The organism is Deefgea sp. CFH1-16, assembly GCF_016881365.1.
Lineage (GTDB): Bacteria > Pseudomonadota > Gammaproteobacteria > Burkholderiales > Chitinibacteraceae > Deefgea.
In genome coordinates, this window is the sequence record NZ_WLYT01000001.1 from 2925982 (window position 1) to 2938737 (window position 12756).

Below are 12756 nucleotides of genomic sequence, written 5' to 3' on the forward strand. Positions count from 1 at the left end.
TTGGCAGTTTTATTTAAAGTTGGCAGTGCATGAAGGAGTTTTATCGTGGCCACCATTTCTTCTTCTACTGGCGTAGGTTCTGGCTTGGATGTTCAGGGCTTGGTTAAAAAATTAATGGATGCGGAGAGTGGATCTTTAGTTAAATTCACTACACGCGAAGCGCAAATTACAGAACGAGTTTCAGCTTTAGGTCTGGTTAAATCTGCGCTATCAACATTACAAACCGCAAGTGCTGGGCTGGGTAATTTATCTGCTTTTACCGGTGTTAAATCAACGTCAAGTAGTGTTGAAACGATGACAGCCAAAGCGACCAATGAGGCCGAGGTCGGTAGTTATAATATTGATATTTTGCAATTGGCGATGGGGCAGCGAGTAACCAGTAAGTCAGGGCAGTTTACCGGGGCAACGCAAGTTTTGGCCAATACCGCTGACTTAACAGGCGGGCAGGCCACTTTAAAAAATTACTTTTGGATCTTTAGACTCTCCAGTCACCACATTTACTGCCGATCCCGCGCGAACCGCCGCGAGCATTACCATCAAACCTAAAGATGGTGCGACAACGGTTACGCTTGCTGATGTAAGAGATGCAATTAATGCGGCCAAAGTCGGTGTTGGCGCTACCATTGTGAATGAAAATACCGGCAGTGCTCGGTTGGTGATTAATGGTGGCGATAGTGGTGCAAAAAATGCATTTAAAATGGAAGTGCAGAATGCAGGGACCACTAGTTTAAATAAATTGGCTTATAACCCTGTTGGGGTGGATGCCAATTATGAAGTGCTCAATGGCGAAACGGCAAAAGACGCTGTTTTTCGTGTGAATGGCGTACAAATTAATCGAAGTCAAAATACAGTAACAGATGCAATTAGTGGTGTTTCGCTTGATTTATGGAAAAACACGCTAATTGATCCAAATGATAGTAATCCGTTTGATCTAGGTAGTTCTAAATCTATTCGCTTAGAGATTAAGCGTGATTCGGCAGGTGCGGCAACGGCAGTTGAAGGTTTTGTTAAGGCATTTAATGACTTTAATAAACAAGTTTCAGATTTAACCAAGTTTGATCCTAAAACAGGCAAAGGCGCGACGCTGCAAGGCGATAGCGCGGCAAATTCAACTTTAAGTCAGGTTCGCAACATGGTTACATCTGCTTATGATATTGATGGTGAATTTAATACCATGTCATCGTTAGGTGTCTCATTTTCTAAAGAAGGTACTTTATCCTTAAATAAAACTAAGTTTGACGCCGCGATTAAGAGAAAAACCCAGATGCAGTGGCTAAGTTTTTTGGTGCTTATGATAAAACCAGTGGTGTGGTAAGTGCTGAAAATAAAGCTGGTTTTGCTTTAAAATTTGATTCGATGTTGGCGCAGATGCTGGGTACTGGCGGTAATTTAAGTACTAAAATATCTGGTTTACAAACAACAACGACGGCGATTCAACAGCAAAAGAAAGGAGAAGTCGCCCGATTAGAAGGCGTGCAAGCGCGATATTTAAAGCAATTTGGTGCTTTAGATTTAGCGATTGCAAAAATGCAGTCAACTAGTAGTTATTTAACGGCTCAGTTTGCAAAAATGTAATATTTTCTGCAGTTTTTAATAAAATATTTTCGTATTAGTTCTATTTATGGGTGTTAATCATGAGTGCCACAATGAAGCGAGCGATGGCGGCTTATGGCCAGCAAAGTTTAGATGTGACGGTGATGTCAGCGTCACCGCATCAATTGATTGTTTTATTATTTGAAGGTGCAATTAAAGCGGCTAATTTAGCAAAAATGCATTTAGAGTCAAAAAATATACCCGCTAAGGCGCAGGAAATCTCTAGGGCGATTGCCATTATTGAAGATGGTTTACGCTTGTCTTTGGATAAAAATACCGGTGGTGAGTTGGCTGAGAATTTAGATGCTTTGTATGAGTATATTACGCGGCAATTTTTTGAAGCAAACGTTAAGAATGATATAGAAAAAATTGAAAACAATATTAAGCTGTTGACCGAATTAAAGGAGTCTTGGATGTCGATTGTGCCGACTTTGAGTGAAGCACAAAAAGCGCCGCCAGCGCATGCGGTGCAGCATGGAAAAGCCTGATTTTAATCGCATTAAAAAAAGATTTGATTTGTTGTATGCTTTTTTAATTCAACTGCACGAGCTGGCTAAAAATCAGCAATGGAATGATTTTGAGTTTGCTTGGCCAGAATATGAAAAATTAACGACGGATTTACCTGATATAAATTGGTTTGAATTTAGCGCTCAAGAAAAGCAAAGCTTGGTAGATATAATGCAAAAAAATAGCCAACTCAATAGTGATCTTCAATTAATTGCGATTGCATGGCAAAATGAAATACAAGGTAAAATGAAAGGTTTGGTGCAAGCGAGTCGATTGTCAGATAAATATTTATAAAAATGAGGTGATTGTGTCTCAATCTTTGATCGGTTTTTCTTGGGAGCAATTACTCTATTTGGGTTTGATATTTTTTTTATTTTATGTTCTGGAATTATTGTTTTTTTGGTATAAGTACAATAAACAAAAAGAAAAATATAAAATAAATGCGACTGTTCTTAGCCAGCTCGATGCATTGGAGCAAGAGGTTCAGTTTTTAAAAGTAAAGCTGGCTTCTTTAACGTCGTTATTGCGGCCTGAGCAATTAAATGCATCGCTGCCTGATTCGGCATTCAATCCGCCGCCGCAAAACGCCACTGAATCCCCTTATGCGCACGCGATTCGTTTGGCGCAGACCGGTGCGGATGCGCCAGAGGTGGCGGCTTCTTGCGGCATTTCTCGCGGCGAGGCCGATTTGATTGTGGCGATTTATCGTAGCGCGGAACGCAACTAATGCTGCCGGGTAATACGGCCAGCACCTTGCTAACGCAATATTTGCGCGGTCAGCAAGGCGTTTTAGAAGCGGTCAAACTCTCCCCTGATGATATCCGCCTTACCGTGGGCGAGAAAGTTCAAGCGACGGTGACTAATCTGTTACCCAATGGCCGCTTTGCGGTGCTGATTAAAGATCAGTTGCTCGATCTCAACCTACCTCGCAATACCCAACCGGGTGAAACACTCGATTTAACGGTGTTGGCCAAAACGCCAACGCTCACCTTTAGTCTGGCTCAAGCTGAAGCCAAACCGACATTAGCACCGCCACCCAATGTGGCATTAAGTAAAGGTGCTGCGATGCTTAGCGCCGTATTAAATGCAGCAACTGATGGCAAAACGGCGGTATTGCAACAGGCGCAGCCTTTGTTTGTGGGATCGCCCAATTCGGCGCAATTGGCAGGCCAATTGGCGGGGCGTTTAGCAGAAAGTGGCTTGTTTTATGAATCGCATCAAGCCGAATGGGTGAGTGGGCAGCGGCCTTTACAAACCTTGCTCAAAGAACCTCAAGCGCAATTTAATTTAGCCGCAGACAGTGAGCAGAGACTAAAGAGCGATCAGCCTTTAGCGCGTCAAACCACGGCGATGGCGGCGGATGCCTTGTTGTTGAATAAAAAAAATGATGATATACCGCCCGAGCAAGCGATGCGTCAACTGGTGCGCCAGCAAGTCGATTTACTTGAGCAGCGGCCTTTGATTTGGCAAGGGGCGGCGTGGCCCGATCAGCCTTTGCGTTGGGAATTAGAGTTAAAAAACGAGGGCGAAGGGCATAGCGAGCACAATCTTGCGCAGCAGCAATGGCAAACCAAGCTGGATTTGACTTTACCTAAGCTGGGTGAGTTGGGCGTTGTTGCTAGCTTGCAACATGGACAGTTTCATTTGCGCTTTAATGCGCTAAACGCCGATACCGCTGATTTACTTAAGCAGCAGCAAGCGAGCTTGCTCGAGCGCTTTGCGGCCGCAGGACTCAATGTCGTGCAATATCAGGTTAGCAATGAGCCATAAACCCTTATCACGCGCGGTGGCGCTGGCGTATCGAGAAGGCAGTAGTGCGCCGCGTGTAGTGGCCAAAGGGCAGGGTTTGCTGGCCGAACGCATTATTGAAAAAGCCAAAGAAGCCGGTATCTTTGTGCATGATTCACCAGAAATGGTGTCTTTATTGATGCAAGTTGATTTAGACAGCCAGATTCCCGCGCAGCTGTATCGCGCTGTGGCAGAATTGCTGGCGTTTATTTATATGCTCGAGCGGGGTGATGCCGTCACCGCGCCTGATTTTAGTCATTTATCTGCTTTAAGCGAGCCGCAGGCTGCGCCTTTAGTTGTTGATCCGACGGACTCCTTGTGATTATTTCTTCAGTCTCTTTACGCCGCAGTCAGCTGGCGGTGGTGGCCGCTTTATTTCTGGTTTTGGGTTTTAATTTTGGTACCTGGGCTTCGCGCATTCCTACCTTAAAAATGCAATTGAATTTAAGCGCCGCTGAGGTGGGGATTTTATTGTTGGCCAGCGGTTTGGGCGCGGTATTTTCTTTTCCAATTACCGCCACTTTGCTGCATAAACTCGGGTCGAGAAAACTCTGCCTGCTGGCTGGGTCGGCGATTCCTTTGATTTTGATTGCATTGTCTTTGGCGCCGACCTTTCCGTTGGCGATGGCGGTGATGGCGCTGGAAGGTATCGCCGTGGCGTGCCTAAATGTCGCGATGAATTCACAAGGGGTTGAGGTTGAACTGGCGGGTAAGCAAGCGATTATGTCGCGCTTACATGCTGTATTTAGCTTGGGCGGTTTATTGGCGGCTTTGTTTGCTTCTGGGCTGACGCTGCTGACGGATTCTTTATGGGTTCATTTTGTTTCTGCCGCTGGTTTGTTGTGGCTTGGCGTGGCTTTTGCGCGTAAAGGCTTGCTGCCCGAGCAGATAAAAGATGCCCAGCAGTCCAATGGCAAACGCTTTGTGATGCCCAAAGGCGTGGCATTGTGGTTAGGTTTGATTGCCTTGTGCGGTACGGTGGTTGAAGGGTCGATGTCCGATTGGTCGGCTTTGTATTTAAAAGATATGGCCGGCGCTTCGCCGCAATTGGCGCCGCTAGGGATTGCCTGTGTTTCCGGTACGATGCTGATCGCGCGTTGGCTGGGCGATGGTTGGCGTACCCGCTGGGGCGCTGAGCGGATGTTAACGGGCGGAGGTCTGTTGGCTGGCGCGGGCTTGGCGCTGGCTTTGGTGGTGGGTGGCGTGGTACCGGCTTTAATTGGCTTTGCTTTGGTTGGGCTGGGCGTGGCGGCAGTGTCGCCGTGTGTGTATGCCGCAGCCGCCAAGCATGGCGCAGTGGCGTTGGCGGCGGTCACGACCATGGGTTCGATTGGGGCGCTGATGGGGCCACCATTGATTGGCTTTATTGCTCATGCCAGTAATTTGGCGTGGGGCATGGCGGTGATTGCGCTGGCGGCTACATTGATTGCTTGGTGCACTCGACGGGTCGATTGGCATTAAATCGATTACCTGATTCAGTCTCTGCTTCAGAAGTGCTGCGTAGGAACTGGCTTGCCAGCGAAGCTTCTCCTTATTGATGATTGCATTCGCGGGTGAGCTCGCTCGCTCGGTGTTTTTTGTTTACGCCACGTACTTGCTTGGAGCTAAAAGTGTCGCTTAATCGAGACTGGGTGATTAACCCTAATAGTCTAGCGAGGGCGATCTAAGCTAATGTCATTCAAACGATCGTTTGGAGACGGCTGTGCCCTTATACCCGCATTTATTTACCCCGCTTGATCTTGGTTTTACCACGCTAAAAAATCGCGCCTTAATGGGCTCGATGCACACCGGCTTAGAAGAGCATGACGATGCCCCTGAGCGATTGGCAGCTTTTTATGCTGAACGGGCTGCGGGTGGGGTGAGCTTGATTGTCACTGGCGGCATTTCGCCCAATCCGGCAGGTTGCATGTATGTGGGCTCATCGATGCTCAATGACGCCAGTCAACTGGCTCGGCACATCCCGATCACCACCGCAGTGCATGCCAATGGTGGCAAGATCGCCCTACAAATTTTGCATACCGGTCGCTATGGCTATCATGCGGATGCGGTTGCGCCTTCGGCGATTGCTTCGCCCATTTCTGCTTTTACGCCACGCGAACTTAGCGCCGCTGAAATCGAACAAACCATTGCCGACTTTGCCAATACCGCCAGTTTGGCGCAGCGCGCCGGTTATGATGGCGTTGAGATCATGGGTTCTGAAGGCTACCTAATTAATCAATTTTTGGTTGAACGCAGCAATGTGCGCCAAGACGCTTGGGGTGGCAGTGTTGCCAATCGGCAGCGGTTTGCTATTGAAATCGCCAAAGCAGTGCGTGCGGCCTTGGGACCTAATTCAATCGTCATTTTCCGTATCTCCTTGCTCGATTTAGTCGAGCAAGGCGGCACGTTGGCCGAGGCGATTGAGTTAGCCCAAGCGCTGGAATTGGCTGGGGTAACATTACTCAATACCGGCATTGGTTGGCACGAAGCCCGAATTCCAACCATTGCCGCCACCGTACCGCGTGGGGCGTATAGCTGGGTAACGCGGGCGCTAAAACCGCATGTAGGCATTCCCTTAATTGCGGTGAATCGGATTAGCACGCCAGAAATCGCCGAGGCTATTTTGGCGCGTGGCGATGCCGATATGGTGTCGTTGGCGCGCCCTTTATTGGCCGACCCAGAGTATCTGCTTAAAGCCCAAGCGGGTCGTGCGTTAGAGATCAATACCTGTATAGCCTGTAATCAAGCTTGTCTGGATCATGTGTTTGAAGGAAAACCCGCATCTTGCTTAGTCAATCCGCGCGCGTGTAATGAGACTGAACTGAATGTCGTCACCAGCCAACAGCCGAAAACCATCGCCGTCGTTGGTGCTGGGCCGGCTGGATTGATGGCGGCGTTAACTGCCGCGCAAGCTGGGCATCGCGTCACACTATTTGAAGCTGGGCCAGAAATAGGTGGGCAGTTTGGCTTGGCGCAAAATATTCCAGCCAAGGCCGAGTTTAGCGAAACATTGCGCTACTTTACGGTAATGCTGGCTAAATTTAACGTTGAAATTCAACTCAATCAGCGTGTGACTGCCGCGCAATTAGCGGGCAAGTTTGCTGAGGTGATTGTTGCGACTGGCGTCGTGCCGCGTGTGGCAAAGATCGAAGGCATTGATCACGCCAGTGTGGTGAGTTATCCCGATTTAATCTCCGGCAAAGTGCCGCCAAAACAAAAAATCGCCGTCATTGGGGCAGGGGGTATTGGCGTCGATGTCGCTGATTTCTTAGTTAATGGCATGCATACCGAACGGGAGTATTTGGCTGAGTGGGGTGTAGACACGACCTTAAGTCACCAAGGCGGTTTAGTTGCGCCGCAAGTGCACGATAGTGGGCGTGAGGTTTGGCTACTTAAACGCAGCAAAGGTAAACCTGGCGCTGGACCAGGCCGCACCACCGGTTGGATTCACCGTATTGGTTTGCAGCGCAGCGGCGTGCATTTATGGGGCGGCGTTGAATATTTAAAAATCGATGATGCCGGTTTGCATGTGCGTCATGATGGCGTTGAAAAATGCCTGCCAGTCGAGCAAATTGTGTTGTGCGCCGGGCAAGAATCAGTTAGTGATTTATATACTCAGCTGCAAGCTTTACAGCAATCAGTGCATTTGATTGGCGGCGCGCTTGAGGCGGGCGAACTCGATGCCAAGCGGGCGATTGAACAGGGCTTTAAACTTGCTTTGACGTTGTAGTTATCGGTTTAGTGTATAAAAAACAGCCTGGTTAGCGTCATGCCGTTCACTTTATAAAAAAACCTTTTGACGCAGAGGCGCAGAGACGCAGAGAAAAGCCAATTCAGAACTAAATTCCAGTAAAAACGACGATTTAAGTCGTTATTTACTGATGTTTTGCACTGGTTTTCTCCGCGTCTCTGCGCCTCTGCGTTGGCTTTTCAATGTTTGACTTGGTGGTGTCACTTACGCAATGGCTTAGGCTTTTTGCGTTTCGCTGCCCAGTGCTGCAACCAATTCAGGAATAAACCCGCGTAGCTCGCCAATCAACAGCGCCATTTGCGACTCGAATAGCGCGTCTTGCGTTTCGGCGTCCATGTCTTTGACTTCGTCTTTGAGCACGTCAAGCATCGCCAATGATTTGATTTCGAGCGCTTCGGTGAGTGTAAACGTTAAGCGTTCGCCAAAGGCCAAAGCCAAGCGTGTGGCAATTTTGCCGGCTTCTAAATGTTGGCGAACTTCTTCGCAGTCCATCACTTGACGTTTAAAGCGGGCAATTGAGCCTTCATCGCCCGGTACTTTAAGCTCGGCATCTTGGCCGATGCTAAAAGCTGCGGGTGGTTCGTTCGCCAGCCAATCGGTCATCGCCATTGCTGGGCTGATTTCAGTGTCAATCAAACGTGTTGGCAAGCTGCCGAGCGTTTCGCGCAGGGTTGAGAGTAGGTATTCAGCTTTGGCGGCAGAGGCAGCATCGACAATAACTAAGCCATTGGCTAAGTCGAGCAGGGCACGATTGGTACGGCTGCGGGTAAATGCACGTGGCAACAGCTCATCGGTAATGCGCTCTTTCATTTCGCGCTGTTCTTTACGGCCGACTTTACGGTTTTTCTTCTTGCTCAATGTGTAAAACCCGCTGATCGAGCTCGTCTTTAATCACGGCGGCAGGCAGCACTTTTTCTTCGGTTTTCAGACTGATCAACACGGCATCTTGGCGTACGAATGCGAATTCTTCTGGCGCATGACGGGCGGGCGCAACCCAGCCACAACTTTGCATGTCCATACTGCCGCAAGGTACAAACGGGCGTTTGGCCAATTCGCTACCAATGGATTCGCTAGTGAGTGCATGATCGGCACTCAGGCGATAAATTTGTAAGTTACGAAACCAAAGCATGGGGCTTTCCTTTATCTGGGTGGCCGATTGTAGCGCTGCTAGCGGCAGACGCAAAATATAAGCGCAAAAGAGTCGGTTTGCCTTGTATATGATATTGAGAATGATTGCTATTGTGTGCTAAAGTGAGTCAACTTTACTTACTTTTTGGCATGATCATGATGAAACGCATCGCACTCTCTGCTCTCACTTTGTCTTTGCTGTCGGGTTTTGCCCAAGCTGAAACCGTCACTGTGTATAGCGCCCGCAACGAGCAATTGATTAAGCCTTTGTTTGATGCGTATACCCAGCAAACTGGCGTTGAAGTCAAAGTGTTGACCGATAAAGAAGGCCCCCTGATGGCGCGTTTACAAGCCGAAGGTAGTAATACGCCAGCGGATATGTTGATTACAGTCGATGCCGGCAATCTTTGGCAAGCATCGAATTTGGGTTTGTTGAAAACAGTGAACTCAAAAGTGTTAGACGCGAATATTCCAGCGCATTTGCGTGATCAAAAAGGGCAATGGTACGGCTTGTCAGTGCGCGCACGCACCATGTTTTACAATCCTGAATTAGTCAGCGCCGATCAACTCTCGACGTATGAAGATTTGGCCGATCCAAAATGGAAAGGCAAATTATGCTTACGCACTAGTAAAAAAAGTCTACAACCAGTCCTTGGTTGCGATGATGATCGCGCAATATGGCGAAGCCAAGACCGAGAAAATTGTTCGCGGTTGGGTGGCCAACTTAGCGACTAATGTATTCCCTGATGACACTAAATTGCTGGAAGCCATTGCTGCCGGTCAGTGTGGTGTGGGTATTGCCAATACGTATTATTACGGCCGAATTGTTGAGAAAGACCCTAAATTTAACGCTAAATTATTCTGGGCTAATCAAAAAGCCGAAGGCGTGCATGTGAATGTTTCGGGCGCGGGTGTAACACGCTACGCTAAAAATGAAGCCGGTGCTTTGAAGTTAATCGAATGGTTGTCGTCGCCAAAAGCGCAAAATATCTACGCGGATAAAGACATGGAGTTCCCGGTTAATCCAGCGGTTAAACCGGATCAATTGGTCGCTTCTTGGGGGCCATTTAAGCAAAATTTAATCAATATGAGTAAGGCCGGTGAATTGCAGTCGCAAGCGGTTAAATTGATGGATCGCGCAGGGTATAAATAATTACAGCGGCAGTACGCGTCCTTAGGCAGCAAAACACGCTGTGGTTTTCGTTTTAGTGTGTTTTGATGTTTTTTGATAAAATTGGGATGCCGTACTTCGCTATCATTTTATTGTAATCAAAACGTGGCATATCGCTCGCGCCCGATTACAATCGATAGGCAGCCGTTAATCGGCTGCCTTTTTCATATTTTTGGATCGCTATGCGCTTGATGTCTCCTCGCGGTGCGGTATTGCTATTGCCAATAGCCTTGCTGACACTGATTCCGCTGTTGGTGGTTATGGGCTCTTTTTTGCATCCCGAGCCTGAAATTTGGCAACATTTATCTGAATATGTGCTGCCAGATGTGCTTAAAAAATACCTTGATCTTAATCGTGGGGGTAGGGGTGGGGGTATTGCTCTTGGGCGTACCGCTCGCTTGGCTCACCGCTGTATGCCAGTTCCCTGGAAGAAAATTCTTTGCTTGGGCTTTAATGCTGCCTTTGGCCATGCCAGCCTATGTGCTGGCTTTTGTGATGGTGGGTTTTTTAGATTTTACTGGACCAGTGCAAACGCTATTGCGTGAATGGACGGGCTCATCAGCGTGGTTTCCGCGTATTCGCAGTACCGGTGGCGTGATTTTGGTGATGTCGTTGGCGTTTTTTATCCCTATGTGTATTTGCTCGCCAGAAATGCATTTTTAACCCAAGGTAAGCGCGCACTCGAGGCGGCGCAGATGTTGGGCATGTCACGACCTCGGGCTTTTTTTGCCGTGGCTTTGCCCATGGCGCGCCCTTGGCTCATTGCCGGTGTGACGTTGGCGCTGATGGAAACACTGGCTGACTTTGGTACGGTGTCGATTTTTAATTTTGATACCTTTACCACCGCAATTTATAAGTCGTGGTTTTCATTGTTTAACCTGACTGCCGCGTCGCAATTGGCGTCTTTACTGGTGTTGTTGGTGCTGCTGATGCTCGGGCTTGAGCGTTGGGGGCGGGGTGCGCGCCGTTATCATGGCCGCATTGTGGCGCGGGAAAGGATTATTCTGACGCCATCGCAAGGACGTTGGGCCACCGTGGCTTGTACCTTGGTGCTGCTATTCGCGTTTTTAATTCCGATGGCGCAATTGCTGGTTTGGTGTGCTGAAGTTTGGCGTGAAGATTTTGATTCGCGCTATCCGGGGTTTATATTGCGCTCGATCGGCATCTCCTTACTGGCGGCGTTGATTGTTACAGTGTTGGCATTACTGATGGTGTATGTGCAGCGCCGCTATCCCGCAAAAATCACCTCAGCCTTGGTGCGAATCGCCACCGTGGGCTACGCCGTGCCGGGGACGGTGCTAGCCGTTGGCGTGTTTATACCGATTGCGTGGCTAGACAACCAATTGCTACCCATTGCCCATGCTTTGGGATTTACTACGTTTCAGATTTTAAAAGGCTCAGTCGCAGTGATGTTGCTGGCTTTGGCGGCGCGCTTTATGGCGGTGGGCTTTCAGCCGATTGATAGTGCCATGCAAAGGATTAGTCGCAATCAAGAAGATGCCGCTCGCACCTTAGGGGTGAGCGAGCGCGGTTTATTGTGGCGTTTACACCTGCCTTTGCTGCAAGGTGGCGTATTGACGGCGGTATTGATGGTGTTTGTTGATGTGATGAAAGAAATGCCAATCACCTTGATGACGCGCCCGTTTGGCTGGGATACCTTGGCGGTGCGGGTGTTTGAAATGACATCCGAAGGCATGTGGCAAAATGCGGCACTGCCAAGTTTATTAATTGTAATCAGTGGCTTATTGCCAGTGATTTTGTTGGTTAGAAAATCAGAGAGTGAATAATGGCATTGCTACAAGTTGCTGCGCTGGCAGTTTCGTTTGCCGGGCGTAAAGTCGTTGAAGATTTGTCGTTTGAGCTACTCGAAGGTGAAATTGGCTGTTTGCTCGGCGCTTCAGGCTGCGGCAAAACCACGGTTTTACGCGCGATTGCAGGGTTTGAATCCTTGCTTGGCGGACAAATTGTTTTGGCTGGACGGCAAGTGGGCTCGGCGCAAGGGCAAACGCCGGTGCAAGAACGCGGCATCGGCATGGTGTTTCAAGATTATGCCTTGTTTCCGCATTTGACCGTGTCGGCCAATATTGCGTTTGGTTTGCCGAATAAAGACGCCAAAAAAATCGCTGAACTGCTGGAATTGGTCGGTTTAAGCCATGTGGAAGATCGCTATCCGCATCAATTATCCGGTGGGCAGCAGCAGCGGGTGGCATTGGCGCGCGCCTTAGCACCTAAGCCGCGGTTACTCTTGCTTGACGAGCCGTTTTCAAATCTAGATGTTGAATTGCGTGAGCGTTTAGGCCAAGAGGTTAGGGCGATTTTAAAAGCCAGTGGTACCACGGCGATTTTAGTGACGCATGATCAGCGCGAGGCTTTTGCGATGGCCGATCGCGTGGGGGTGATGCACGACGGGGCATTGCGGCAATGGGCGGCACCTTATGATTTGTATCATGAGCCTGCCGATCGCTTTGTGGCCAATTTTATTGGTGAAGGCGTGATGCTGCCGGCGCGCTTAAGTGGCCCCAATTGTATTGCATTTGAACTCGGTGAAATTTGCCGCACGGTGCCAATTGAATGCGGTATTGGTGCTGAGATGGAAGTGCTAATCCGGCCGGACGATATTGTGCATGTCGATCACAGTCCATTAAAGGCCGAGGTCGTGGCGAAGGTGTTTCGTGGCGCACATTTTTTATATACTTTGGCGCTGCCTTCAGGGCATAAGGTGCTGTCTTTGGTCCCTAGCCACCATAATCATGCCATCGGTGAAGCCATTGGTATTGAGGTAGAGTGCGAGCACGTGATTTACTTTAAAGTTGAATAGTGCCCGATTTGCTGTTGCTGG

The 12756-nt window shown here is 48.8% G+C and carries 17 protein-coding genes; 15 read left to right on the forward strand and 2 right to left on the reverse strand.

Annotation, left to right across the window (positions count from 1 at the left end; all coding sequences use genetic code 11):
- Window positions 1-45 precede the first annotated feature (45 nt).
- The 10 genes from GKO28_RS16025 to GKO28_RS16070 all read left to right on the forward strand — a co-directional run bounded on the left by GKO28_RS16025 (window position 46) and on the right by GKO28_RS16070 (window position 7597).
- Window positions 46-546 carry a flagellar cap protein FliD N-terminal domain-containing protein gene (locus tag GKO28_RS16025; RefSeq protein ID WP_182077039.1) on the forward strand — a complete coding sequence of 167 codons (501 nt, stop codon included), beginning with the start codon at window positions 46-48 and terminating at the stop codon, window positions 544-546.
- 79 nt (window positions 547-625) lie between these two features.
- Window positions 626-1315, forward strand: coding sequence for a flagellar filament capping protein FliD (gene fliD, locus GKO28_RS20460; protein ID WP_182077040.1), 690 nt, complete (start codon window positions 626-628; stop codon window positions 1313-1315).
- Window positions 1270-1575 (forward strand): flagellar filament capping protein FliD, encoded by a 306-nt coding sequence (gene fliD, locus GKO28_RS21845; protein ID WP_182077041.1) that lies wholly within the window; start codon window positions 1270-1272, stop codon window positions 1573-1575. Before fliD (GKO28_RS20460) ends, fliD (GKO28_RS21845) begins: the two co-directional genes overlap by 46 nt.
- 59 nt (window positions 1576-1634) lie before the next feature.
- Complete coding sequence (gene fliS / locus GKO28_RS16040; protein WP_203564223.1) at window positions 1635-2081, forward strand: flagellar export chaperone FliS; 447 nt, start codon at window positions 1635-1637, stop codon at window positions 2079-2081.
- The gene (locus tag GKO28_RS16045; protein WP_182077042.1) at window positions 2068-2394 is read left to right on the forward strand and encodes a hypothetical protein; all 327 of its coding nucleotides are present in this window, start codon (window positions 2068-2070) and stop codon (window positions 2392-2394) included. The genes fliS and GKO28_RS16045 overlap by 14 nt, the downstream gene beginning before the upstream one ends.
- A 13-nt stretch (window positions 2395-2407) precedes the next feature.
- Window positions 2408-2827: a DUF2802 domain-containing protein gene (locus GKO28_RS22420; RefSeq protein ID WP_182077043.1), complete on the forward strand. Its 420-nt coding sequence runs from the start codon at window positions 2408-2410 to the stop codon at window positions 2825-2827.
- Window positions 2827-3870: a flagellar hook-length control protein FliK gene (locus GKO28_RS16055; RefSeq protein WP_182077044.1), complete on the forward strand. Its 1044-nt coding sequence runs from the start codon at window positions 2827-2829 to the stop codon at window positions 3868-3870. Before GKO28_RS22420 ends, GKO28_RS16055 begins: the two co-directional genes overlap by 1 nt.
- Complete coding sequence (locus tag GKO28_RS16060; RefSeq protein WP_182077045.1) at window positions 3860-4210, forward strand: EscU/YscU/HrcU family type III secretion system export apparatus switch protein; 351 nt, start codon at window positions 3860-3862, stop codon at window positions 4208-4210. The genes GKO28_RS16055 and GKO28_RS16060 overlap by 11 nt, the downstream gene beginning before the upstream one ends.
- The gene (locus GKO28_RS16065) at window positions 4207-5349 is read left to right on the forward strand and encodes an MFS transporter (protein WP_182077046.1); all 1143 of its coding nucleotides are present in this window, start codon (window positions 4207-4209) and stop codon (window positions 5347-5349) included. The genes GKO28_RS16060 and GKO28_RS16065 overlap by 4 nt, the downstream gene beginning before the upstream one ends.
- Before the next feature lie 241 nt (window positions 5350-5590).
- Window positions 5591-7597, forward strand: a complete 2007-nt coding sequence (locus GKO28_RS16070) for an NADPH-dependent 2,4-dienoyl-CoA reductase (RefSeq protein ID WP_182077047.1) — start codon at window positions 5591-5593, stop codon at window positions 7595-7597.
- A gap of 237 nt (window positions 7598-7834) precedes the next feature.
- Here the strand turns inward: GKO28_RS16070 and GKO28_RS16075 are convergent, their stop codons facing one another.
- Together GKO28_RS16075 and rdgC are read right to left on the reverse strand one after the other, a co-directional pair.
- Entirely contained in the window at window positions 7835-8476 is a 642-nt protein-coding gene (locus GKO28_RS16075; protein ID WP_182077048.1) for a recombination-associated protein RdgC, read from the reverse strand.
- Window positions 8454-8747 carry a recombination-associated protein RdgC gene (gene rdgC, locus GKO28_RS16080; protein WP_182077049.1) on the reverse strand — a complete coding sequence of 98 codons (294 nt, stop codon included), beginning with the start codon at window positions 8745-8747 and terminating at the stop codon, window positions 8454-8456. Before rdgC ends, GKO28_RS16075 begins: the two co-directional genes overlap by 23 nt.
- 155 nt (window positions 8748-8902) lie before the next feature.
- On the opposite strand from rdgC, the gene GKO28_RS21850 reads away from it, so the two are divergent.
- The 5 genes from GKO28_RS21850 (at window position 8903) to GKO28_RS16095 (ending at window position 12735) form a co-directional block, all read left to right on the forward strand.
- A complete protein-coding gene (locus GKO28_RS21850; protein ID WP_282099342.1) occupies window positions 8903-9481 on the forward strand; it encodes an extracellular solute-binding protein in 579 nt (192 codons plus the stop codon).
- Complete coding sequence (locus GKO28_RS21855) at window positions 9411-9899, forward strand: extracellular solute-binding protein (RefSeq protein ID WP_282099443.1); 489 nt, start codon at window positions 9411-9413, stop codon at window positions 9897-9899. The genes GKO28_RS21850 and GKO28_RS21855 overlap by 71 nt, the downstream gene beginning before the upstream one ends.
- Before the next feature lie 342 nt (window positions 9900-10241).
- Entirely contained in the window at window positions 10242-10580 is a 339-nt protein-coding gene (locus tag GKO28_RS20470; protein WP_247646599.1) for a hypothetical protein, read from the forward strand.
- Window positions 10463-11704: an iron ABC transporter permease gene (locus tag GKO28_RS16090; RefSeq protein ID WP_247646600.1), complete on the forward strand. Its 1242-nt coding sequence runs from the start codon at window positions 10463-10465 to the stop codon at window positions 11702-11704. Before GKO28_RS20470 ends, GKO28_RS16090 begins: the two co-directional genes overlap by 118 nt.
- Window positions 11704-12735, forward strand: a complete 1032-nt coding sequence (locus GKO28_RS16095) for an ABC transporter ATP-binding protein (RefSeq protein ID WP_182077050.1) — start codon at window positions 11704-11706, stop codon at window positions 12733-12735. The genes GKO28_RS16090 and GKO28_RS16095 overlap by 1 nt, the downstream gene beginning before the upstream one ends.
- Window positions 12736-12756: the final 21 nt, after the last annotated feature.